This is a genomic window from Micromonospora purpureochromogenes, from assembly GCF_900091515.1.
GTDB classification, from domain to species: Bacteria; Actinomycetota; Actinomycetes; order Mycobacteriales; family Micromonosporaceae; genus Micromonospora; species Micromonospora purpureochromogenes.
This window is the reverse complement of sequence record NZ_LT607410.1, coordinates 3,747,316-3,767,692: the sequence shown is the minus strand read 5'-3', so window position 1 is coordinate 3,767,692 and position 20,377 is coordinate 3,747,316. Positions and strand designations below refer to the sequence as shown.

Annotated in this window: 22 protein-coding genes; 12 read left to right on the top strand and 10 right to left on the bottom strand. The window is 74.6% G+C overall.

What is annotated here, in order from left to right:
• Positions 1-16: 16 nt before the first annotated feature.
• From GA0074696_RS17340 to GA0074696_RS17330, 3 genes are all read right to left on the bottom strand, one after another.
• Entirely contained in the window at positions 17-1,678 is a 1,662-nt protein-coding gene (locus GA0074696_RS17340; protein ID WP_231925049.1) for a serine/threonine-protein kinase, read from the bottom strand.
• Positions 1,679-1,793: 115 nt separating this feature from the next.
• Positions 1,794-2,639, bottom strand: coding sequence for an SPFH domain-containing protein (locus GA0074696_RS17335; RefSeq protein WP_088962065.1), 846 nt, complete (start codon positions 2,637-2,639; stop codon positions 1,794-1,796).
• Between the two features lie 345 nt (positions 2,640-2,984).
• Complete coding sequence (locus tag GA0074696_RS17330) at positions 2,985-3,455, bottom strand: DIP1984 family protein (protein WP_088962064.1); 471 nt, start codon at positions 3,453-3,455, stop codon at positions 2,985-2,987.
• A gap of 226 nt (positions 3,456-3,681) precedes the next feature.
• Here GA0074696_RS17330 and GA0074696_RS17325 point away from each other — a divergent pair, with 226 nt between their 5' ends.
• Complete coding sequence (locus GA0074696_RS17325; protein WP_088962063.1) at positions 3,682-4,002, top strand: GYD domain-containing protein; 321 nt, start codon at positions 3,682-3,684, stop codon at positions 4,000-4,002.
• Between the two features lie 12 nt (positions 4,003-4,014).
• Here GA0074696_RS17325 and GA0074696_RS17320 read toward each other — a convergent pair whose 3' ends face one another.
• Entirely contained in the window at positions 4,015-4,521 is a 507-nt protein-coding gene (locus GA0074696_RS17320; protein ID WP_088962062.1) for a MarR family winged helix-turn-helix transcriptional regulator, read from the bottom strand.
• Positions 4,522-4,573: 52 nt separating this feature from the next.
• Between GA0074696_RS17320 and pip the strand changes: the two genes are divergently transcribed.
• The 4 genes from pip (at position 4,574) to GA0074696_RS17300 (ending at position 8,336) form a co-directional block, all read left to right on the top strand.
• Positions 4,574-5,533, top strand: coding sequence for a prolyl aminopeptidase (pip, locus tag GA0074696_RS17315; protein ID WP_088962061.1), 960 nt, complete (start codon positions 4,574-4,576; stop codon positions 5,531-5,533).
• Positions 5,534-5,722: 189 nt separating this feature from the next.
• Positions 5,723-6,367: a flavin reductase family protein gene (locus GA0074696_RS17310; RefSeq protein ID WP_088962060.1), complete on the top strand. Its 645-nt coding sequence runs from the start codon at positions 5,723-5,725 to the stop codon at positions 6,365-6,367.
• Between the two features lie 256 nt (positions 6,368-6,623).
• Entirely contained in the window at positions 6,624-7,052 is a 429-nt protein-coding gene (locus GA0074696_RS17305; protein WP_088962059.1) for a hypothetical protein, read from the top strand.
• 150 nt (positions 7,053-7,202) lie between these two features.
• Entirely contained in the window at positions 7,203-8,336 is a 1,134-nt protein-coding gene (locus GA0074696_RS17300) for a peptidoglycan recognition protein family protein (protein WP_088962058.1), read from the top strand.
• A 144-nt stretch (positions 8,337-8,480) separates the two neighbouring features.
• Here the strand turns inward: GA0074696_RS17300 and GA0074696_RS17295 are convergent, their stop codons facing one another.
• Complete coding sequence (locus tag GA0074696_RS17295) at positions 8,481-8,747, bottom strand: hypothetical protein (RefSeq protein ID WP_088962057.1); 267 nt, start codon at positions 8,745-8,747, stop codon at positions 8,481-8,483.
• A 126-nt stretch (positions 8,748-8,873) separates the two neighbouring features.
• Here GA0074696_RS17295 and GA0074696_RS17290 point away from each other — a divergent pair, with 126 nt between their 5' ends.
• From GA0074696_RS17290 to GA0074696_RS17280, 3 genes are all read left to right on the top strand, one after another.
• Complete coding sequence (locus tag GA0074696_RS17290) at positions 8,874-9,461, top strand: HD domain-containing protein (RefSeq protein ID WP_088962056.1); 588 nt, start codon at positions 8,874-8,876, stop codon at positions 9,459-9,461.
• Positions 9,462-9,571: 110 nt separating this feature from the next.
• Positions 9,572-9,985 (top strand): VOC family protein, encoded by a 414-nt coding sequence (locus tag GA0074696_RS17285; protein ID WP_088962055.1) that lies wholly within the window; start codon positions 9,572-9,574, stop codon positions 9,983-9,985.
• Between the two features lie 73 nt (positions 9,986-10,058).
• Entirely contained in the window at positions 10,059-11,633 is a 1,575-nt protein-coding gene (locus GA0074696_RS17280; protein ID WP_088962054.1) for an FMN-binding glutamate synthase family protein, read from the top strand.
• Between the two features lie 4 nt (positions 11,634-11,637).
• Here the strand turns inward: GA0074696_RS17280 and GA0074696_RS17275 are convergent, their stop codons facing one another.
• Both GA0074696_RS17275 and GA0074696_RS17270 read right to left on the bottom strand, forming a co-directional pair.
• On the bottom strand, positions 11,638-12,351 hold the full coding sequence (locus GA0074696_RS17275) for an RraA family protein (RefSeq protein WP_088962053.1): 714 nt from the start codon (positions 12,349-12,351) through the stop codon (positions 11,638-11,640).
• Positions 12,352-12,430: 79 nt separating this feature from the next.
• A complete protein-coding gene (locus GA0074696_RS17270; RefSeq protein WP_088964637.1) occupies positions 12,431-13,183 on the bottom strand; it encodes a dienelactone hydrolase family protein in 753 nt (250 codons plus the stop codon).
• 102 nt (positions 13,184-13,285) lie between these two features.
• On the opposite strand from GA0074696_RS17270, the gene GA0074696_RS17265 reads away from it, so the two are divergent.
• From GA0074696_RS17265 to GA0074696_RS17255, 3 genes are read left to right on the top strand one after another with little or no spacing between them, the layout of a single operon-like run.
• Positions 13,286-13,810, top strand: coding sequence for a GNAT family N-acetyltransferase (locus GA0074696_RS17265; protein ID WP_088962052.1), 525 nt, complete (start codon positions 13,286-13,288; stop codon positions 13,808-13,810).
• Between the two features lie 58 nt (positions 13,811-13,868).
• On the top strand, positions 13,869-14,210 hold the full coding sequence (locus GA0074696_RS17260; protein WP_088962051.1) for a hypothetical protein: 342 nt from the start codon (positions 13,869-13,871) through the stop codon (positions 14,208-14,210).
• A 50-nt stretch (positions 14,211-14,260) separates the two neighbouring features.
• Positions 14,261-14,707: a ribosomal maturation YjgA family protein gene (locus GA0074696_RS17255; RefSeq protein ID WP_088962050.1), complete on the top strand. Its 447-nt coding sequence runs from the start codon at positions 14,261-14,263 to the stop codon at positions 14,705-14,707.
• 72 nt (positions 14,708-14,779) lie between these two features.
• On the opposite strand, the gene GA0074696_RS17250 is transcribed toward GA0074696_RS17255, so the two are convergent.
• Positions 14,780-15,916, bottom strand: coding sequence for a CaiB/BaiF CoA transferase family protein (locus GA0074696_RS17250; protein WP_088962049.1), 1,137 nt, complete (start codon positions 15,914-15,916; stop codon positions 14,780-14,782).
• A gap of 80 nt (positions 15,917-15,996) precedes the next feature.
• Between GA0074696_RS17250 and GA0074696_RS30825 the strand changes: the two genes are divergently transcribed.
• Positions 15,997-16,173, top strand: a complete 177-nt coding sequence (locus GA0074696_RS30825; protein WP_197700914.1) for a hypothetical protein — start codon at positions 15,997-15,999, stop codon at positions 16,171-16,173.
• 110 nt (positions 16,174-16,283) lie between these two features.
• On the opposite strand, the gene GA0074696_RS17245 is transcribed toward GA0074696_RS30825, so the two are convergent.
• Together GA0074696_RS17245 and GA0074696_RS17240 are read right to left on the bottom strand one after the other, a co-directional pair.
• Positions 16,284-19,016, bottom strand: a complete 2,733-nt coding sequence (locus GA0074696_RS17245) for a LuxR family transcriptional regulator (RefSeq protein WP_231925048.1) — start codon at positions 19,014-19,016, stop codon at positions 16,284-16,286.
• A 369-nt stretch (positions 19,017-19,385) separates the two neighbouring features.
• Positions 19,386-20,309 (bottom strand): alpha/beta hydrolase family protein, encoded by a 924-nt coding sequence (locus GA0074696_RS17240; protein WP_088962047.1) that lies wholly within the window; start codon positions 20,307-20,309, stop codon positions 19,386-19,388.
• Positions 20,310-20,377 lie beyond the last annotated feature (68 nt).

The following is a 20,377-nucleotide window of genomic DNA, read 5'->3' as shown; positions in this document are numbered from 1 at the left end:
TCGCACCGGCCGGCTCCTAGCCGGGGGTGCAGTACGAGGAGAGCGACACGTACACCGGCCCGGCCGGGTCAGCGGCGTTGCCGGCGACGTCGACGGCGACCACCTGGATCGGGATGCGGGTGCTGGACTTGGGCGCCGGCAGGTCACCGAGGGTGCCCCGATAGACGCCCCGCCCGACGTGGGTCATGCCGATGGCGCGGGTGACGCCGCCGAGGGTGTAGCGGAAGCTCACCCGCAGGTCCTCGGCGCTGGTCCGGTCGTCGCTGGCGGTCGCGGTGACCGTGCTCGACCGGTTGCCGTAGGGACAGGTTCCGGGTTCGAGGAGGGTGGGGCTGGCGTCGAGCTTTCCGACGACGGGTGCCGTGCCGTCCGGTGGCGGCGGCGGGCTGGTCGACGCGCTGGGCGTCGGGCTCGCGCTGCGGGACCGGGTGGGCGTCGCGGTGGCCGACCGGGTCGGCGACGCCGTGGCGGTGGCCGACACCGAGGCCGTCGGGGTGGGGCTGGGCGAGACGGCGTCGATGGCGGGCGCGGCGGCCAACGGGCTGGGGCCGAGCGAGGTGAGTGCGGAGGCGCGCGGCGCGGCGGGGCCGTCGGCGAGGGTCAGCGCCGGCGCGTGCCGGGCGGCGTAGCTCAGGCCGGCGCCGCCGAGCAGCAGGGCGGCGACGAGGCCGGCACCGAGCAGCACGGCACGGCCGGTCCCGCGCCGGGCGGCCGGAGCCGTCTCGCCGAACGTGGTGCTGGCCAGGCTGGTGGCGCCGGCGGTGCCGTCGGGGAAGGGGAAGAGCGCGGCGAGCAGCGCGGCCCGGCGGGCCAGCCCGGCCAGGCCCCGCTCCTCCCAGTCCGCGCCGTAGGCGTCCGCGGCGCTGCGTTCGAGCTCGGCGAGGAAGACCTCCGCCGGCTGCGGCCGGTCGGCGGGCTGCTTGGCCATGCCGTGGCGGAGCAGGTCGTGCACGGGCGGCGGGGCCGCTTCGGTGGGGATCGGTGCCTGGGCGTGCTGGGTCCGCAGGGTGATCAGGTCCCGCCCGTCGTACGGGGGGCGGCCGGTGAGGCACTCGTAGAAGGTGGCGGTGGCGGCGTAGATGTCACAGGCCGGGCTGGCCGGCGCGCCGGTCCACTGTTCCGGGGCCATGTAGCGGGGGGTGCCGCTGACCGAGCCGCCGCCGTCCCGGCCGACCGGTACGGCGATGCCGAAGTCGGCCAGTTTGCTCTGCCCGTCGATGCCGACCAGCACGTTCTCGGGCTTGTAGTCGCGGTGCACGACGCCCCGGGCGTGCGCGGCGGCCAGCCCGGCGAGGGAGCCCTTGAGCACGCAGAGGGCCGCCTCGGGCTCGGTGGGGCCGTGGGCACGCAGCATCTGCCGCAGGGACACCCCGTTGACCAGCTCCATCACGATGGCGGCGCCGTGCGGGGACTCGACGTACTCGTAGAGCCGGGAGATGTGCGGGTCGTCCACCTCGACGAGCAGTTGGGCCTCGTCGCGGAACGCGGTGCGGGTCGGGTCGTCGTCCACCGCCCTGGTCAGGTACTTGATGGCGACGGGGGTGCCGCTGGCGTCGTGGGTGGCCAGCAGGACGCGGCCGGACGCGCCGGCGCCGAGCTGCCGTACCGGCGTGTAGCCGGACAGCTGCCAGTCGGCGGCCTCGCCGGCCTTCGGGGAGCGGTCAGGGGTCAGGGCCACGCTGATCATTCTCGTCGCGGGAGGCGTCCGGTCCATCGGCGCAACGGTTGCTCCACCGCGTCCGGACGTCCGTGATGATGGATGGGTTTCGGTCAGAGGACTTGACGCGGGCCGTTCAGCGGTGGCCTTCCCGGCGGTGGCCGTCGCCGGGGACGCTCGGCACCGCCTCCGGCGCGTCGATCTGCTCCCCGGCGCCATGGGCCAGCTTGTCGAAGAACCGGAGCAGTTCCACCGGGAACGGCATGACCAGGGTGCTGTTCTTCTCGGCCGCCACGTCCACCACGGTCTGCAACAGTCGCAGCTGGTAGGCGCCCGGCGTGTCGGCCATCGCCCGGGAGGCGTCGGCGAGCCGGCGGGACGCCTGGAACTCGCCGTCGGCGGCGATCACCCGGGCCCGGCGTTCGCGTTCCGCCTCGGCCTGCCGCGACATGGACCGCTTCATCCCCTCGGGCAGGGAGACGTCCTTGACCTCGACCCGTTCGATGAGGAGCCCCCACGGCTTCTCGGTCGGCGCGTCGATGACCGCCTTCAACTCGGCGTTGATCCGGTCCCGGTCCCGCAGCAGGGTGTCGAGGTCGGCCTTGCCGATCACCGACCGCAGCGCGGTCTGGGCCACCTGGAGCACCGCCGATGGGTAGTCCCGCACGTTGACCAGCACCTTCACCGGGTCGACCACCCGGTAGTAGACGACCGCGTCGACCGTGAGGGTGACGTTGTCCCGGGTGATGACGCCCTGCGCGGGCACCCCGATCACCGTGGTCTGCATGCTGACCCGGACCATCCGGTCGGCGACCGGGATGATCAGGTGGAGACCGGGCTGCCGGATGCGGTCCAGCACCCGGCCGAAGCGGAAGACGACACCGCGCTGGTACTGCTGCACCATTCGTACGCTGAGCGCGAGCAGCAGCACGACGAGCGCGATGACGATGACCAGAGCGACGAACCCGGCGGCGGCTCCCATGACCCCTCGTTCCCGGAGGCGCCCGCCTCCGGCGCCGCGCATACCCGATTCGGCGGGCGGCAGTCCTGCGCCGCGACGGTCGACCACCGGCGGGCCGCACCCGCCCGGTGGCGGGTGCGGCCCGGTCGATGTGGAGTACCCCGAGCCCGCCCTCGTCGTCGTGGATCTGCACGTGGTGGTGACCTGTGCGCCGTGCGCCGTGCCCGGTGCCCGGGTGCGGGGCTGCCTGGTGATCCGGGGAGTCGAACCCCCGCGCTGCCCTCCGCGCGCCAGAAGGGGTGACCGGCTTGCAGCCGGCCGGGTGTGCACGCCTCCGCGACGACTACCTGCTCCACATCGTCCGGCCTAGTCGCGCAGGTCGGCCTCCCAGTTGGTGCGCTGGATCAGCACGTCCAGCTCGCGCAGCTCCCGCGCCAGGCCGTCGGCGCGGCCACGCAGGTCGCCCACCGGCAGCGCGGCGAGCATCTTCAGCTCCGAGCGGAGCTGGCGTACCGCGTGGCCGCGCCCGCTGCCGGCGGCGGCGTCGGCAGCGGTGGTGACGGCGGCGTGCCGCATCCGGAGTACGTCCCGGCGCGCCAGCGCGTCGGTCAGGGTGCCCACCCCGGGCACCTCGACAACGGCGTTGGTGCGGTTGATCCGGCGGATCAGCGTCTCCAGCCGGCCGAGCACCTCGTCCAGTTCGTCGAGGAGCGCCCCGGCGTCCTCGGCGGGCGTCTCACCCTCCTGGAACCGGGCGTTGGCCGTGATCCGGCCGCGCAGCTGCTCGACCCGGCGGGTCGCGTCGGCGCGGTCCGCCAGCGCCTCACCGAGCTTCACGTCGTACCTCCCCGTCGACCGGACCAGCAGGATAGATGATCTAGCCAGCCTCCGCGGACCGGTTTTCCGGCGGTGGGCGAACGATCCCCGGCCGGGCCGCCGACGGCCGACCGATTGGCGGAACGGGCGCTGGGCTGCGGGGACGGGCACTAGCGTGAGGGCGAAGGGGAGCTACAGGCTGGTGGCCGTCGAGCGACCGCCAGGACATCTGGGAGTTGATGTCGAGGTGGCCAAATTCCTGTTGAAGTCGACCTACTCCGCCGCGGGGCTCAAGGGGCTGGTCGACGACGGTGGCACCAAGCGCGCCGAGGTGGTCCAGAAGATGATCGAGGAGGCTGGCGGGCGGATGGAGTCGATGCACTTCGCCTTCGCCGAGGACGACACCTACGTGTTGTGTGAGCTGCCGGACCACAAGACGGTGGCCGGCCTGGCGATCGCCATCGGCGCGACGGGCGGCCTGAGCGTCCAGATCACCCCGGTGCTGACGCCCGCCGAGGTCGACGAGGTGACCCGGATGAAGACCACGTACACGCCCCCCGGTCAGTGAGCGGCACATGAGCTAGTCCGCGGACCGCTTCTCCGGTGGTACCAGGTCGGGCGCGACATCGTCGATCCGCTGCCGCATCGACCGGCGGCCCAGCGCGGCCAGCGCCTCGTCGACGAGCCGGCTCAGCGGGTACGACAGCTCGGCCTCGAACCGGCGGGCGGCGGCCGTGGTGGCGGCCGATTCGGCGTTCAGCACGGGCAGCAGCGACTCGGCCCTCGGGGTGAGGTGGACGATGCGCTGCCGGGCGTCTTCGCCGGGGCTGAGCGTGACCAGGCCCGCCTTCGCCAGCTGCGCGACGGTCTGGCTGGCGGCGGAGTGGGTCACCCCGGTCGCCTCGGCCAGCGCGCGGATCGACGCGGGGCCGCCCGCCGCCAACGCCCGGATCACGGGGGTGAACCGCGGCCGGAACCCGGGCAGCCCGAGGTCGGCATAGACGGCGGCGACCTCGCCGTCGAGCAGGTCGAGCAGATGGCGCAGCCGGGTGCCGAGGAGTTCCGGGCCGGGTGGGCGGTCGGGCATGTGGGCTAATGTAACAGCGCTGTTGCATCTAGTCCCTGGGGAGGGCCCACGCATGGACGAGCGCTATCCGCCGATCGAGCCGTACGACCACGGCATGCTCGACGTCGGCGACGGCAACGCCGTGTACTGGGAGGTCTGCGGCAATCCCGACGGCAGGCCCGCGCTCGTCGTGCACGGCGGACCGGGCTCGGGGTGCGGCACCGCCGTCCGCCGGTTCTTCGACCCGGCGCGGTACCGGATCGTGCTGTTCGACCAGCGCGGGTGCGGCCGCAGCACCCCGCACGCCAGCGACCCGGCCACCGACCTGCGGCACAACACCACCCACCACCTGGTCGCCGACATGGAACGCCTGCGCGAGCACCTGGGCGTGCGGCGCTGGCTGCTGTACGGCGGGTCGTGGGGTTCGACCCTCATCCTGGCGTACGCGCAGCGGCACCCCGAGCGGGTGTCCGAGATCGTCATCAGCGCGGTCACCAGCACCCGCCGCTCGGAGATCGACTGGCTCTACCGGGGCGTCGGCCGGTTCTTCCCGCAGCAGTGGGACCGCTTCCTGGCCGGCGCGCCCGGCACGCCACGCGACGGCGACGTCGTCGGCGCGTACGCCCGGCTGGTGGCCGACCCGGACCCGGCGGTACGCGAGCGCGCCACCGTCGACTGGTGCGCCTGGGAGGATGCGGTCGTCTCCGGAGAGACGGCCGTGACCAACCCGTACAGCGACCGCCCCTCGGCGGCCCGGACGGCCATGGTCCGGATCTGCTCGCACTACTTCGCCCACGGCGCCTGGCTGGAGGAGGGCGTCCTGCTGCGCGACGCGCACCGGCTCGCCGGCATTCCCGGGGTGCTGATCCACGGCCGGCTCGATCTGGGCAGCCCGCTGGACACCGCCTGGCAGCTGCACCGGGCCTGGCCGGACTCCGAGCTGATCGTCGTCGAGCAGGCGGGGCACTTCGGCACCGACGAGACCCGGGGCCACGTCGTGCGTACCCTCGACCGCTTCGCCGCGGCCGGCTGACGCCGCGGCGCCACCCGCCGACGGCCTCCGGCCGGCGGGCCACCTCGGGCCCGCGGCGCGCCGCACCGGTCGGGCGGCCCACCGCAACGCCACGTCCGATCACCGCCAGCGATCGGCGCCGCCCGCGCGCAGAGTCGGGTACGGCCGGGTGGACCGCACCGGCCGTGGGCGTTCGCGAAGGGCAGGACCATGCACGTCGTACCCGATCTGAAGGTGCTCTACTTCGGTACTCCGGTGGTGTTGATCAGCTCCCGGAACCCGGACGGGAGCGCCAACCTCGCGCCGATGTCGTCGGCGTGGTGGCTGGGCCGGTCGGCCATGCTCGGCCTGGGCGACAGCGCCCAGACGACGGCCAACCTGCGGCGCGAGGGCGAGTGCGTGCTGAACCTGCCGTCCTCGGCGATGGTCGACGCGGTGGACCGGATCGCGCTGACCACCGGCCGGCCGACCGTGCCGGAGCACAAGGCCGCCCAGGGCTACCGGTACGAGCCGGACAAGTTCGCCCTCGCCGGGCTGACCCGCCAGCCGTCGGACCTGGTCTCGCCGCCCCGGGTGGCGCAGTGCCCGATCCAGTTGGAGTGCCGGGTGGTCGCCTCGTACCCGTTCGGCGGGACGCCGTCGCACGCCACCGCCTTCCAGGTGGAGGTGCTGCGCGCGCACGTCGAGCAGGACCTGGTCATCCCGGGCACGTCGTACGTGGACCCGCTGGGCTGGGATCCGCTGATCATGAAGTTCTGCGAGTTCTTCGGCGGTGGGCGCAACGTGCACCCGTCCCGGCTGGCCGAGGGCTGGCGGATGCCGCACGGGCGCCGGGCAGTGGCCCCGACGTCCTGACCTCGCGTCGTGACGCGCTCCGGCCCGACGAACGGGCCTGGAGCCCGATGCCGGTCCGACCCCACCGCCGACCCTCCGGCACCCTCCTCGGCCTGCTCGGCGTCGGGTCGATCCTGTGTTGCCTGCCGGTCGCCCTCGGCGTGTCGATCCGGCTCGCCTCGCACGAGGTCGCCCGGCGGATCGGCGTCGTCCCGATGCTGGTGCTGATCTTCGCGGCGCTCTGGGCCGGTGGGGTGGCGTACCGGCGGTGGCGGGCGTGGACGCGCCACCGGGTGCTGCGCTGGGGTGCGGGGGCCGGCTGGCCGCCGGTGCTCGGGCGGACGGTCTGGCCGGCGCGGACCGGGTCGAGGGCAGGGGCCACTGCGCGATCCTGCGACTGCTGCGCCCCTACCCCACCACCGCCGTGCAGCGCCGCCGGACGATCGCCGCGGCCCGGGCGGGCGAGGACGAGTTCGCCCGCCGGTACCGGATCCTCCCGCGCGACATGGACCTCGCCGACCGGCTCGTCGCCCCGGAGCTGCACGCCGCGCACGTGACCGGGCTGGTGCCACCCTGGACGGTGATCGGCGACGAGCTGTACACCGTGGTCACCGACCGCCGTCCACTGACGCCGAGGCGGGTGGCGAAGCGGGTCGACGAACTACTGCGGATCGCCGACCTGCTGGGCCCGGGCGAGCGCGCCTGACGCCGCAGGCGCGGCCGTCCGGGCACATCGGATCGACGCGCGCCTCTAGCGCCCGGGCCGGTCATGGCAATATCCTCCACTTCACGCGCGCACCTTGGAGTTCTCTTTCATCGCTGCCCTGGGCCGCCACCGGCCCGCCGAGGAGATGCCATGCACTTCGACCACCCTGAACTCGACCGTCGTACCCTGCTGCGGGCCGGCCTGGGCGCGGCGGCCGTCGCGGTCGTCGGGTCCGAACTGGCCTTTCCGGCCGCCGCGCAGGCCGATCCCGGCGCGGACCTCGACTGGATCTACAGCTGCGACGAGTGGGGCGCCCGCCCGCCGGCCGATCCGCTGGTGATCAGCGCGATCCCCACCAACAAGATCATCGTGCACCACATGGCGTTCCCCAACGTCACGGACTACTCCGAGGCGCAGGCGATCAAGCTGGCCCGGGACTGCCAGAACCTGCACATGGACGTCAACCACTGGTCCGACACCGGCCAGCACTTCACCATCAGCCGCGGCGGCTACGTGATGGAGGGGCGGCACGGCAGCCTGGAGCGGCTCCAGGCCGGCGACCGGCAGATGGTCTCGGCGCACTGCCCCGGCGAGAACGGCCGGGCGATCGGCATCGAGAACGAGGGCACCTACGTCACCGACACTCCGCCGGACGAGCTGCTCGACTCGCTGGTGAAGCTCTGCACCACCATCTGCCGCCAGTACGGCCTGCACGCCCACGACATCTTCGGCCACTGGGACTTCCGCACCACCCTCTGCCCGGGCGCGACGTTCTACCGGCTCTTCCCCGACGTGCGCCGCCGGGTGTTCAGGAAGCTCGGCACCGACCTCGCCGACGTGCCGGCCCGCCGCTGGCCCGACCTGTGGCGCTTCGTCGGCTCGCCGTCCGTCCGGGTCGCGCAGTACCTGTTGGCGTACCGCGGCTACGCCGTCACGCCGAACAGCGCCTTCGACGCCGCCACCGTGGCGGCCGTGCAGGACTGGCAGGCCCGCAACGGCATCCCGGTCGACATCGACGCCACCATCACCGGCCCCACCTGGGAGACCCTGGCGCCGGAGCTGGAGAAGGACGCGACCGGCCTGCCGGTCCAGGCGGTGCAGTTCATCCTCAACTGGAAGGGCTACGCCGACGTCGCCGTCACCGGCGAGTACGACCACGCGACGAAGCTGGCCGTCCAGGACATCCAGCAGCTGCACGGGCTGCCGGACAGCGGGAAGGTCAGCACCAGCACGTGGTGCGCGCTGGTCGGCGGGGTGGTGCGCCAGTCGTTCCGCCAGGAGTGAGGACGCGACGGGGCCCGGTGGAGCGGTCGGCGAGACGCCTCACCGGTCCCCGTCGGCGGGCCCGGTGACGACGGCCGGCCGCGTCCGCCCTGACTCCCGCCGAGTTCGATCCGCCACTCTTGCGCAGGCCGGGCGCCGGAGCCCTCACAGTCCGCTCGGCGTGCCGCCGTCAGTGCCGAAGGCGGCGTCCGACGCCAGGCCCTGGCTTCCCCCGGCGCCCTGGCCGCGCAGGGTTCCCCGACCGGTCCGCCGCCGCTCGCGCGAAATCTGGCGGGTCGCCCGGCGAGCCTCGCGGAGCGCCTGCTCGCGGCCGCTCGCTCGCGCCCGCCGCCGGCCCCGGCGCAGCAGACCACCGACAACCGCCACCGACAGCAGCACCACCACGGCCGTCCCGGCCCACCACAGGGTCACCCCCGCACGGTACGACGCAGGGTCGCCGCCGGTCATCCTCCGTCAGCACCGCCCGCCCGCCGGACCGGACAGTCCGCGTACCCGGATTCATCCGGCGGCGACGGCAGGCCGCCCTAGTCTTGCTCGGTGACCGCCGCCGCCCTGCACCGCGCTCTCACCGACCCCGGCCCACCACCGCTGCGGGCCCTGCCCGCCCCGGTCGCCGAACTCCTGTCCACCCTCGACGCGCCGCCGCGGCTCGCCGCGCACCTGCGCGCCGTGCACGATGTCGCCTGGCACCTGACCGCCGCCCTGGCAGACTGGTCCCCCCTGCTCGAGTTCGACCGGGCAGCCGTCCTCTTCGGCGCGGCCACCCACGACATCGGCAAGGTGGTCCACCCCGAGGAACTCCGCGGGCCCGGGTCGGCCCACGAGCCCGCCGGTCGGGAACTGCTGCTGCGCCACGGTGTCGACGCCGCGCTGGCCCGGTTCGCCGCGACCCACGCCGGCTGGCGGGGCGGCGCGGTCGACCTCGACGACCTGCTGGTCAGCCTCGCCGACAAGGTCTGGAAGGGCAAGCGGGTGGCCGAGCTGGAACAGCTGGTGGTCAACCGGCTGGCCCGGGCCACCGGCAGTGAGCCGTGGCAGGCTTTCATGGACCTCGACGACATCCTGACCGGCCTCGCCGCCGACGCGGACCGACGGCTCGCCTTCCAGGCAGATCACCCGGTGTAGGTAGGGGCCCCCGCGTCCAGGCCGGTCAGTATCCCGATCGGCGTGTACGGCGCCATCGCACCCCGGACGGGTGGGACGATGCGCTGGTCACCAAGTCACGGAGGGGTGCCATGGCTACCCAGCTCAACCCGTACCTCAACTTCGCCGGCAACGCCCGCGAGGCGATGGAGTTCTACAAGCAGGTTTTCGGTGGGGACCTGTCGCTGACCACGTTCCGCGAGTTCGGCACCGAGGACCCGGCGATCGCCGACCAGATCATGCACGGCCTGCTCCGGACGGCCCACGGCCACGTGCTGATGGCCTCCGACATGCCACCCGGCATGGAGATCCGACGCGGCAACGCCAACACGGTCAGCCTCAGCGGCGACGACGCCGACGAGCTGCGCCGCTGGTGGGAGCAGCTCTCCTCCGGCGGCGTGGTGAGCGTGCCCCTGGAGAAGCAGATGTGGGGCGACGAGTTCGGTCAGTGCGAGGACCGGTTCGGCACCCCGTGGATGGTCAACATCACGCAGGCGCAGGCCTGACCCGCAGCGCCGGGCCGAGGTAGCCCGCCCGCGGGCTGTTTGGGCGGCGGCGGGACCGGGGAGTGTGGCGGGCATGAAGTGGGCCAGTCGAGCCGTACCCGTCGTCGCCGCCGCTCTCGCGGGCCTCGCCGCACGCGACGTCCTGCAGCGCGACCACGCGCTGCTGCGCAACTTCCCGGTCGTCGGCCGGGCGCGCTACCTGCTGGAGTCGATCGGGCCGGAGCTGCGGCAGTACATCGTCGCCGGCAACAACGAGGAGCGGCCGTTCACCCGCGACCAGCGGCGCTGGATCTACGCCTCGGCAAAGCAGGAGAACAACTACTTCGGCTTCGGCACGGACAACGACATCGAGTACACCCCCGGCTATCCGATCATCAAGCACCGCACCTTCGGGCGGGCCGTGCCGCCGTCGTCGCCGACGGCCGGGCACGACGTGCGGCTGCCGGCGGCGAAGGTGCTCGGCGGGGCGCGGGGGCGGGCCCGGTCGTTCCGCCCGGAGTCGGTCGTCAACATCTCCGGGATGAGCTTCGGCTCGCTCTCCGGCAACGCGGTCACCGCGCTGAACAAGGGCGCGGCCCTGGCCGGTTGCCTGCAGAACACCGGCGAGGGTGGGCTGTCGCCGTACCACCGCAACGGCGGCGACCTGGTGTTCCAGATCGGCACGGCGTACTTCGGCTGCCGCGACGAGCGCGGCCGGTTCAGCCTCGACCGGCTCAGGGACCTGGTGGCCGGCGCCCCCGTCCGGGCGTTGGAGGTCAAGCTCAGCCAGGGCGCCAAGCCCAGCCTGGGCGGGCTGCTGCCCGGGGCGAAGGTGTCCGCCGAGATCGCCGCGACCCGGGGCATCCCGCAGGGGCGGGACTGCGTCAGCCCGTCCCGGCACGCCGAGTTCTCCGACTGTGACAGCCTGCTGGACTGGGTGGAGCTGCTCGCCGCCGAGACCGGCCTGCCGGTGGGCATCAAGTCCGCCGTCGGTGACCTCGGCTTCTGGAAGGAGCTGACCACGCTGATGCGCGACACCGGGCGCGGCGTGGACTTCGTGACCGTGGACGGCGGCGAGGGCGGCACCGGCGCCGCGCCGCTGATCTTCACCGACTCGGTGTCGCTGCCGTTCCAGCAGGGCTTCGCCCGCGTCTACCGCACCTTCGCCGAGAAGGACCTGCACGAGCAGACGGTCTTCGTCGGGGCCGGCAAGCTGGGCCTGCCGGACAACGCCGTCGTCGCGTTCGCGCTCGGCTGCGACATGGTCAACGTCGGCCGGGAGGCGATGCTGGCGATCGGCTGCATCCAGGCGCAGAAGTGCCACACCGACACCTGCCCGACCGGCGTCGCCACCCAGAACCCGTGGCTCGCCCGGGGCCTGGACCCCACCCTTAAGTCGGTCCGGGTCGCCAACTACCTGCGTACGCTGCGGCGGGACCTGGTGAAGGTGGCCGAGGCGTGCGGTGTCGAGCACCCCGGCCTGATCGACACCGACGCGGTGGAGATCCTGGACGGCCGGACCTCCTCCACCCCGCTGCGCGAGGTGTACGGCTACCGGCCCGAATGGGGGCGGCCCTCGGCGGCCGACCGGGCGGAGATCGTCGCGCTGATGACCGGGGAGGCACCGCAGGGTGGCAGCGCCCCGCCCTCGGCGACCGCGATGGGCTGACCGCTCACTCCTCGATCGCGCCGCCCACCGCCCGCAGGTGCTCGCGGAAGGTCAGCGACGGGTCCTGCGCCCGCCGGGCCAGGTACGCGCCGAAGCCCACCTGCGCGCGCAACGGCACGCCGGCGCGGATCAGGTCGGCCTGCCGCCGCTCGGTGTCCCGGATCGACTCGGCCAGGTCGAACAGCTCCGAGGCCCGCTCGGCCGGCACGAACAGCACCCCGTCGTCGTCGCCGAGGACGACGTCGTCGGCGTCCACCGTCCACTGCCCGACCTCGGCGGACGCCAGCGCCGCCGGCGGCCGGGCGTCGAGGCGCTGCGGGCCGGTGGGGATCGCGCCGAGGCTGAACACCGGCAGCCCGACCGCGCGGATGTCGGCGCTGTCCCGGTGCAGGCCCCAGAGCACCACGCCGGCCAGGCCCGCGGCCTGCGCCTCCAGCACCACCAGGTCGCCGACGCAGCTCTCGTCGGTGCGCCCGCCGTTGTCGACGACGAGCACGTCGCCGGGCGACGCCCGGTCGATCGCCTCGAGGAACATGTCCACGCTGCCGACGTGCCGGGCGGGCGTCACCCGGCCGGCGAGCCGCGCGCCGGGCAGGACGGGTCGCACGGCGGCCGGCGCGCAGCGTACCGGCACCCCGGCGCGCAGGCAGGCGTCGGCGACGTGGGCGGTGGTCAGCGCCGTGAACCGCCGGCGCAGGTCTGGGGCATCGACGTCCATTCCCCGACCGTAGTGCGCCCGGCCCGGCCCGGTGGCCGGCCACTTCCGTACTCGTGGCCTGCTCCCGGCGACCCGGGGGTCAGCGGCGGAAGGTCCGGTCGAGCAGGTCGAACAGGGCGGCCCAGTGCCGCTCGGTGGCCCGCTCGTCGTACGCCGGGGTGTCAGCCATGGTGTAGCCGTGGTGCGCGCCGGGGTAGACCTCGGAGCGGTGGCGGACGCCCGCCGCTTCCAGGGCCTTCTCCAGTGTCTCGATCTGCTCCGCGGTCATCGACTGGTCGTTGTCGGCGTGCCCGAAGTACAGCTCGCCGGTGACCGCGTCGACGGCCAGGTGCGGGCTGTCGGTCGCGTCGGTGACGATCCGGCCCCCGTGGAAACTGGCCGCGGCGGCGAGCCGGTCCGGGTGCGCCTCGATCGCGCGCAGCGCGTTCGTGCCCCCCATGCAGTAGCCGGTGACGGCGGCCGGGCCGGGCGTCACGCCCGGCTGGGCGGCCAGGAAGTCGAGGTAGGCGGCGGTGTCCCGGGCCACCACGTCCGGGGTCAACGCCGTGATCAGCGGCATCAGCCGGCCGAAGAGCGCGCCGCGCTGCTCCGGGTCGCCGAGGCCGGTCAGGTCGACCAGGGGTGCCCGGCCGGCGCGGTGGAACAGGTTCGGCACCAGCACCACGTACCCCTCGGCGGCGATCCGCTGCGCCATCTCGGCCAGCCGGGGCCGCAGCCCGAACGCGTCCATGAAGAGCAGGACCGGCGGGAACGGCCCGTCCCCGTCCGGCCGGACCAGGTACGCGTCGGCGCCGCCGCCGCTGGTCGGAACGTCCACGGTCGTCGTCCGCACGGGCAGCCGGTTCGTCGTCACGTCCCGACGCTACCCAAGGTGGCGCGTCGCGTGACGAAATGGGGTGGCCCGTCCCGCCCGACTCCGGCAGGATCCGGACCGATGCTGATCAGACGTGAGACCCCCGCCGACATCGCCGCCATTCGCGCCGTGCACACCGCCGCGTTCGCCTCGGCGGACGCCCCGGACGCCGTACCCGTCGAGGCCCCGCTGGTCGACGCGCTGCGCGCCGACGACGGTTGGCTGCCCGCCCTCTCGCTGGTCGCCACCGACACCGACGGGCAGGTCGTCGGGCACGTCGTCTGCACCCGGGGCACGGTGGCCGGCGCGCCGGTGGCGCTCGGCCTGGGCCCGCTCGGGGTGCTGCCCGCCTGGCAGCGCCGGGGGGTGGGGTCGGCGCTGATGCACGCGGTGCTCGGCGCGGCCGACGCGCTGGACGAGCCGCTGGTCGTGCTGCTCGGGCACCCGGAGTACTACCCGCGGTTCGGGTTCCGGCCGGCGGTCGACCTGGGCGTGACACCGCCCGGCCCGTGGGGTCCGCGGTACTTCATGGCCCGGCCGATGAGCGCCTGGCGACCCGACATCCAGGGCCCCTTCGCGTACCCGAAGCCCTTCGCCGACCTTTAGCGGCCTTCCCGCCCGCCCGCTGCTCAGGCATGCTGGGGTGATGGGAGAGGTGCTACCGATGCCCAGCTTCGGTGACCTGTTCACCGACACGCGGGGCGACGAGCGGACGATGCGGGTCAGCTACCACCCGGAACGCGGTGCCGTGGTGCTCTCACTGTGGAGCGGGCCCGTCTGCCGAGGCTCCTTCCGACTGGCCGCCGACGACCTGGGGCGGCTGCGGGCCCTGCTCACCGCCATCGACGCGGACGCCGCGCGCCCGGCCGACGGGTCGAGCGGCGCGACGGCCACCGCCGGGGGCGAGATCGCGGCGGAGGCCACGGAGGTCATCCAGACCGGCGACGTCTCGGGTACGGCTCACCGGGCGGCGCTGCCGATCCTGCCCGCACCGCGGGTCGCCTAGCCCGGGGACAGGGGCGGTGTCCTCGACGTGCGGTGACTAGCATCCCCGAAATGTCGATCACGCCCAGGACCGTCCGGCTGCTCATGCCGGTGGCGGCGGCGCTCTTCCTCGGCGTGGCCCTGGCCATCCGCGCCGTCGACGACGGCGCGTTGCGGCAGTACTCCGGCACCGCCCTGTACGCCTCGATGGTGTGGGCGGGGGTGTTGTTCCTCTGGCCGCGGCTGGCGCCGGCGCCGGTCGGGGTGATCGCGGTGCTGTTCTGCTGGGTGGTGGAATGCGCGCAGCTGACCGGGGTCCCGGCGGAGTTGTCGGCGCGGAGTCTGGTCGCGCGGCTGGCGCTCGGAGTCCAGTTCGATCCGGTCGATCTGCTCTGGTACCCGGTCGGGGTGATCCCGCTGGCGGCACTGCACCGACTGGTGGCCGGTGGCCTGCCGGTCACGTCTCGCGGGCAGCGGCGGCGGGAGCGCTCCGCTCAAGCCGGTGGCAGGTCTGACTGATCGCCTGCCGGGACCGCGCATCGGATCGCGGGGCAGGTTCGTCGTCGTCCAGCGCCGTCGCGCGGCGACGCCTCAGCCGGTGAGCCAGGCTCGGATGTCGTCGCCGTGCTCGTCGAGGCCGGGCGGCGGCAGGTCGTAGCGCGGCGGGGTTTCGGAGAAGGCGATCGGGTGTCGGACGCCGGGCACGCCGCCGGCCGCCACCACCGGGTCGAGCCCGAGCTCCTGGGCCAGCGCCACCCCGCCGTCGACGGTGGTGATCGGGGCGCACGGCACGCCGGCGGCGGTGAGGTCGCGGAACCACTCGTCCCGGGTCCGCCGGGCCAACCGCGCCACCAGGATCGGGCGCAGGGCGTCCCGGTGCACGGTGCGGTCCTGGTTGCGCCCGAACCGGGGGTCGTCAGCCAGCTCGGGCACGCCGAGCACCTGGCACAGCCGGCGGAACTGGCCGTCGTTCCCGGCGATGACGACGAGGTCGCCGTCGGCGGTGGGCAACGGCTCGTACGGGAACAGGCTCGGGTGGGCGTTGCCCATCCGGTACGGCGCCGCGCCGCCCGCGACGTACCCGCTGGTGTGGTTGACCAGACCGGACAGCGCCGAGGAGAGCAGGTTGACCTCGACGTGCTGGCCGACGCCGGTGCGGTCCCGGTGGTGCAGGGCGGCGAGGATGCCGACCGCCGCGTGCAGGCCGGCGATCACGTCGAACACGGCGACGCCGGCCTTGTACGGCGGACCGTCGGCGTCGCCGGTGAGGCTCATCAGGCCCGACGCCGCCTGGACCATCAGGTCGTAGCCGGGCAGGTGCGCTCCGCCGTGCGGGCCGAAGCCGCTGACGGAGGCGTAGACGATCCGGTCGTTGCCGGCCGCCACGCTGTCGTAGTCGAGGCCGAAGCGGCGCAGGCCGCCGGGGCGGAAGTTCTCGATCATGACGTCCGCGCGGCGGGCGAGTTCCCGGGCGACGGCCAGGTCGTCGGGGTCGGCGAGGTCGAGCGCGATCGAGCGCTTGTTGCGGTTCACGCCGAGGTAGTAGGTGGAGACACCCTCGCGCGCCGGCGGCGTCCAGGCCCGGGTGTCGTCCCCGCCAGGCCCCTCCACCTTGATCACGTCGGCGCCGAGGTCGGCCAGGAGCATCGTCGCGTACGGCCCGGCGAGGATGCGCGAGAAGTCCGCGACGAGGACGCCGGCGAGCGGTCCGGTCCGCTGCTCCCCCATCGCCACTCCCCTTCCCCGCCGTGGCTGCCGGTCCACGGCCTCGGTGCGCATCGGTGCCGCCCCACCGGTTGGAGGACACGATGGCACACCGGGAGTCCGTGCCGGCAGCCGAGCAGGACCAAGCGCAGTACGTCCACCTCAAGCCGCTCGGGTTGCGCGACGTCTTCGCCGGCGGACTGCTGGAACGCATCCCGGCCGCCTGGCCACCGGTACGTCCACCCGCGCCGACCGCCCCCGTGTCGCCGCCTTCGGCCTGACCCGGAAGCCGGTGCTGAGCGGCGTGGACGGCTGCGTCGGTGACAGCGTCGGGCGCGGGGCTGGTCTGGAGCGGCGGCGGCCGTCGGGGGGCCACGCCGACCCGGCAGCGTCAGGAGAGGGCGCGGGCCAGTTCGGTGCGGGAGCGGATGCCGAGCCGGTGGAAGATGTTGCGCAGGTGGTGGTCGACGGTGCGGGTGGAGAGGAACATCCGCGCCGCGATCTCCCGGTTCGTGGCGCCCTCGGCGACCAGTTGGGCGATCCGCAGTTGCTGTCCGGTGAGCAGTCGGGCCGCCGACCGGTCCGGCGCGCCGACCGACTCCCCGGCCGCCCGCAGTTCGGCGGCCGCCTGCTCCGCCCAGGTGGTCGCCCCGATCAGGGTGAACGCCTCCCGGGCGTCGTGCAGGTGTTCCCGCGCGTCCCGGGGTCGCCGGCTGCGCCGCAGCTCGCGGCCGAGCAGCAGCTCGGTGCGGGCCCGCTCGAACGCGTCGGCGTCGGCCGGGTGCAGCCGCACCGCGGCCCGGAACTCCCGCTCGGCCTCGGCGCTGCCCCGGGGCGCGAGCAGGGCGTGGCAGCGCGCGGAGAGGGCTCGGCGCGACGGGCTCGCCGTGCTGCTGGCCCACCGGTCGAAGACGGCGAGCGCGGCGCCGGCCGCCGCCCGGTCTCCGCCGGCGGCGGCCGCCTCGACCAGGTACGGGGTGGCCATCACCTGGACGAGCACCTGCCCCCGGCCGGTGCCGGGTCGGGCCAGGGCGGTCAGCCGCCCCGCGGCGGCGGCGTGCCGACCGGCGGCCAGATCGAGCACGGCCAGCGCCCACTGGGCGAAGGCGCGCGGCCGGCTGTGTCCGCCCGGGTTCTCGCCGATCTCGCGGACCCGGCGCAGGCTGGTGTCCCGGTCGGCGCGAACCGCGGCGAGCACCGCCAGCATGCCCAGGTGCACCCCGGCCCAGTTGTCCTGACCGGTGTCGCGGGCGATCCGCAGTCCCTCCCGCGAGGTGTCCGCCGCGGCGTCGTGCCGACCCAGCCAGTACTCGGCGGCCGCCCGCAGCTCCAGTGCGCGCGGCAGGGCGGACAGTTCCCCACGGTCGTGCGCCAGCTCGACGGCGCGCTCGGCGAGCCGGTGCGCCGCGCCGTCCACGGCCACCAGCAGGCCGGCCGCCGCCGCGCAGGTCAGCGCCGCCGGGGTGAGCGCTGGTCCGGCCAGGTGTCCACCGAGGACCACCGCGCGGCGCAGCGCCGGCCCGGCCCGCTCGTGATCGCCGCGCAGCGTCGCCGCCACCCCGGCGAGGTAGGCGCTCAGCAGCTCCGTCGCGGGCGGGTCCCCGGGGCGGCGCAGCGGCTCCGCCCGCCGGGCCACCTCGGCGTAGCGGTACTGGTCGCCGGAGAAGCAGACCGCCTCGCCGGCGCGGACCAGCGCGCCGAGGGCCAGCGCGCGGTCGGTGCCCGCCAGCGTGTCCGCGGCGGCCAGCAGCGCGGTCAGCGCGGACCGGGCGCGGCCGGCGCGCAGGTCCACTTCCCCGCGCAGCAGTGCGGCCCGCCCGGTCACGGTCGGCCCGGCGGCGGGAAGGTTTCCCAGCAGCAGGCGGGCGCGCTGGGACCGGCCGGCCGACCAGGCGTACCGAGCGGCGGCCACCAGCCGGGCGGCGGCGCGGGCCGGGTCGTCGGTGAGTTCGGCGGCGCGTTGCAGGGCCGCCGAGGCGGCGTCCCCGCCGACCCTGTCGTCGGCCGCGGCCTGCTCCAGCTCCGCGGCCAGGCCAGGGTCGTGGCCCTCCGCGGCGGCGGCGAGGTGCACGGCCCGGCGCAGCCGCTGACCGGGACCGTCGAGCGCCCCGGCGAGCAGCAGGTGCGCGGCGCGCCGCTCGGCCAGTGGCTCGGCGCCGCGCACCATGGCGCGGGCCAGGGGTTGCGGGAAGGTGACCCGGCCCGGTTCGACGCGGAGCAGGCCGGCGAGTTCGGCCGGGGCGAGCGCCTCGACGGTCGTGCCGGCGGCCCGCGCCGCCCGGAGCAGGGTGCCCGGCTCGCCCTCCTCGTCGAGCGCGGCGAGCAGCAGGACGCGCCGGGTCTCGGCCGGCAGCGGCTCCAGGCGGCTCCGGTAGCCGCGGCCCAGCCCGCCGTCGGTCGGCGGCGCCGCGGGCGCCGGCTCCTCGCCCCGGCACTGGCCGGGGGTGAGCACGGCGGCGAGGTCGACCAGGGCCTGCGGGTTGCCCCCGGCGACCGCGCCGAGCGCCGCCGCCACCGGCGGGGCCACCGGTTGTCCGGTCAGCCGGTCGGCGAGCAGCGCGGCACTGGCGCGGTCGTCCAGCGGGCGGAGCCGGTGACCGGGTATCCCCCCGACGACGGCGTCCGTGGCCGTGGTGAGCAGCACGGCCACCCGGAGGTGGTGCAGGCGTCGGGCGACGAACGCCAACACCTCCGCGGTCGGCTGGTCGCCCCGGTCGACGTCGTCCATCGTGCACAGTACGGGGCGGTCCCGGGCGGCGGCGGCGAGCAGCCCGAGCACGGCCATGGAGAGGGCCAGCCGCCGGTGGGCCGGGCAGCCCGCGCCGGCCAGCGCGCGCCGCAGCACCCGGCGTTGCTGCTCGGGGAGCGTGCGGGCCTGGTCCAGCACAGGCTCCAGCAGCCGTTGCAGTCCCGCGTACGGCAGCGCGGCCTCCTCGGCGAGCCCGACGCCGGCCAGGACGGTGCACCCGTCGGCGTGCCGGTGGGCGTGATCGACCAGTGCGGTCCGCCCGGAGCCGGGCTCGCCCTGCAGGAGCAGCGCTCCCCCGCCGCCGGGCAGGTCGGTCAGCAGCCGCCGGATCGCGGCGCACTCGTCGTCGCGGCCCCGCAGCACGGTTAGTTGCACTGTTGATGCAGTAACCATGCATCGAGTGTCACTTATCGGAAACCTGTTGGAAAGAGTTGACTGGTGCGCGCCGTCCGCTGGGCGGCGTCGTTCCCTTGGCCGGCAGGGAGGCGACCGTCGCGAAATCACGGCGGGCGGAGGCCCGCCCAGCGGCCGGGGCGAGTGAGGCGCACCTCCCGCCGGAATACCGGCGGATGTCGGCACTGCGAGTGCGGCTTTTGAGGTCTGCCGTCCACCGTCGAGCCGCTCCGCGGCACCGGGACGGCTGCCGGCCGGCGGGGAAGGTGGCCGTGTCGGCCCTGGGCGGGCAGGTCGGCCCGGGCCGGACACGGCGGGGCGGCCGCCGATCGGCGGCCGCCCCGGAGCGCGTCAGGCGCTCGGGCAGGTGTTGCGGTACTCCTCGATCGCCAGGCCGCTCGGTCCCGGGCAGAGGAACTGCTCGTAGCGGGTGTCGTTGTCGACGAACCGCTTCAACCAGGCCACCATCTGCCGGGCGGTGGGGGTGTTCACCGTCTGCGGGAAGAAGTGGCTAGCCCCGTTGAGCTCCAGGTAGGCCTTCTCCGACGAGGCCGGGATGCTGCTGTAGAACGGCTCCGAGTGCGACGAGACCGGCGCGACGGTGTCGCTCTCGCCGCCGACGATCAGCGTCGGCACCCGGACGTCGGACCAGGTCTTGTCCAGGTTCCACGGTGCGAGCGGCACGGCGGCCTGCAGCGACGGCCGGGAGACGGCGGCCTCCAGGCTGCCCCCGCCGCCCATCGAGTGGCCGGCGACGGCCAGCCGGGTGCCGTCGATCCGGCTCCGCACCGAACTGCGCTCCACCAGGTAGTCGAGCGCGGCGAGCAGTTGCCGGCCGCGGCTGTCCGGCTGGTCGAGGCGGCTGTTGGTCTCGATGCCGATCACCACGAAGCCGTGCGAGGCGATCCGCGGACCGAGCCAGCTGATGCTGGACCAGGCGGCGGTGTAGCCGGGCGAGATGGCGATGGCACCGAAAGTGCCCTCGCTGGTGCTGGTCGGGTAGTAGATGACTCCCCCACCGAAGCCGGTCACGCTGAGCGAGGAGACGCTCTGCGACGCGGTGGCGAAGGGACCGCGGCTGGCCTCCAGGAGGGCGACGGTCGGGGCGGGACCGCGCTCGTACGGGTTGTCGGCGGCCTGCGCAGCCGGCGCTGCGGCCAGGCCGCCCACGGCGGCCAGGACGGCCGCCACGGCCAGACCGGCGGCGCGGACGGCGGAACGGGGACGGGTGGTGGTTGGTGATGACACGTCGGGCACTCCCTGCAGTCGGGGCATATCGACGTGGATCAGTGTTCGGTGGAGCAGGTGGCCCCCGCATCGGTGAAATCACCAGTCCCCCGAGC

Coding starts and splice junctions, on each gene's coding strand:
- GA0074696_RS17280 (WP_088962054.1), top strand. CDS start 10,059: ATGAAGTGGGCCAGTCGAGCCGTACCCGTCGTCGCCGCCGCTCTCGCG.
- GA0074696_RS17240 (WP_088962047.1), bottom strand. CDS start 20,309: ATGCCCCGACTGCAGGGAGTGCCCGACGTGTCATCACCAACCACCACC.
- GA0074696_RS17260 (WP_088962051.1), top strand. CDS start 13,869: ATGCCCAGCTTCGGTGACCTGTTCACCGACACGCGGGGCGACGAGCGG.
- GA0074696_RS17250 (WP_088962049.1), bottom strand. CDS start 15,916: ATGGGGGAGCAGCGGACCGGACCGCTCGCCGGCGTCCTCGTCGCGGAC.
- pip (WP_088962061.1), top strand. CDS start 4,574: ATGGACGAGCGCTATCCGCCGATCGAGCCGTACGACCACGGCATGCTC.
- GA0074696_RS17275 (WP_088962053.1), bottom strand. CDS start 12,351: ATGGACGTCGATGCCCCAGACCTGCGCCGGCGGTTCACGGCGCTGACC.
- GA0074696_RS17300 (WP_088962058.1), top strand. CDS start 7,203: ATGCACTTCGACCACCCTGAACTCGACCGTCGTACCCTGCTGCGGGCC.
- GA0074696_RS17320 (WP_088962062.1), bottom strand. CDS start 4,521: ATGCCCGACCGCCCACCCGGCCCGGAACTCCTCGGCACCCGGCTGCGC.
- GA0074696_RS17255 (WP_088962050.1), top strand. CDS start 14,261: ATGTCGATCACGCCCAGGACCGTCCGGCTGCTCATGCCGGTGGCGGCG.
- GA0074696_RS17265 (WP_088962052.1), top strand. CDS start 13,286: ATGCTGATCAGACGTGAGACCCCCGCCGACATCGCCGCCATTCGCGCC.
- GA0074696_RS17285 (WP_088962055.1), top strand. CDS start 9,572: ATGGCTACCCAGCTCAACCCGTACCTCAACTTCGCCGGCAACGCCCGC.
- GA0074696_RS17310 (WP_088962060.1), top strand. CDS start 5,723: ATGCACGTCGTACCCGATCTGAAGGTGCTCTACTTCGGTACTCCGGTG.
- GA0074696_RS17335 (WP_088962065.1), bottom strand. CDS start 2,639: ATGGGAGCCGCCGCCGGGTTCGTCGCTCTGGTCATCGTCATCGCGCTC.
- GA0074696_RS30825 (WP_197700914.1), top strand. CDS start 15,997: ATGGCACACCGGGAGTCCGTGCCGGCAGCCGAGCAGGACCAAGCGCAG.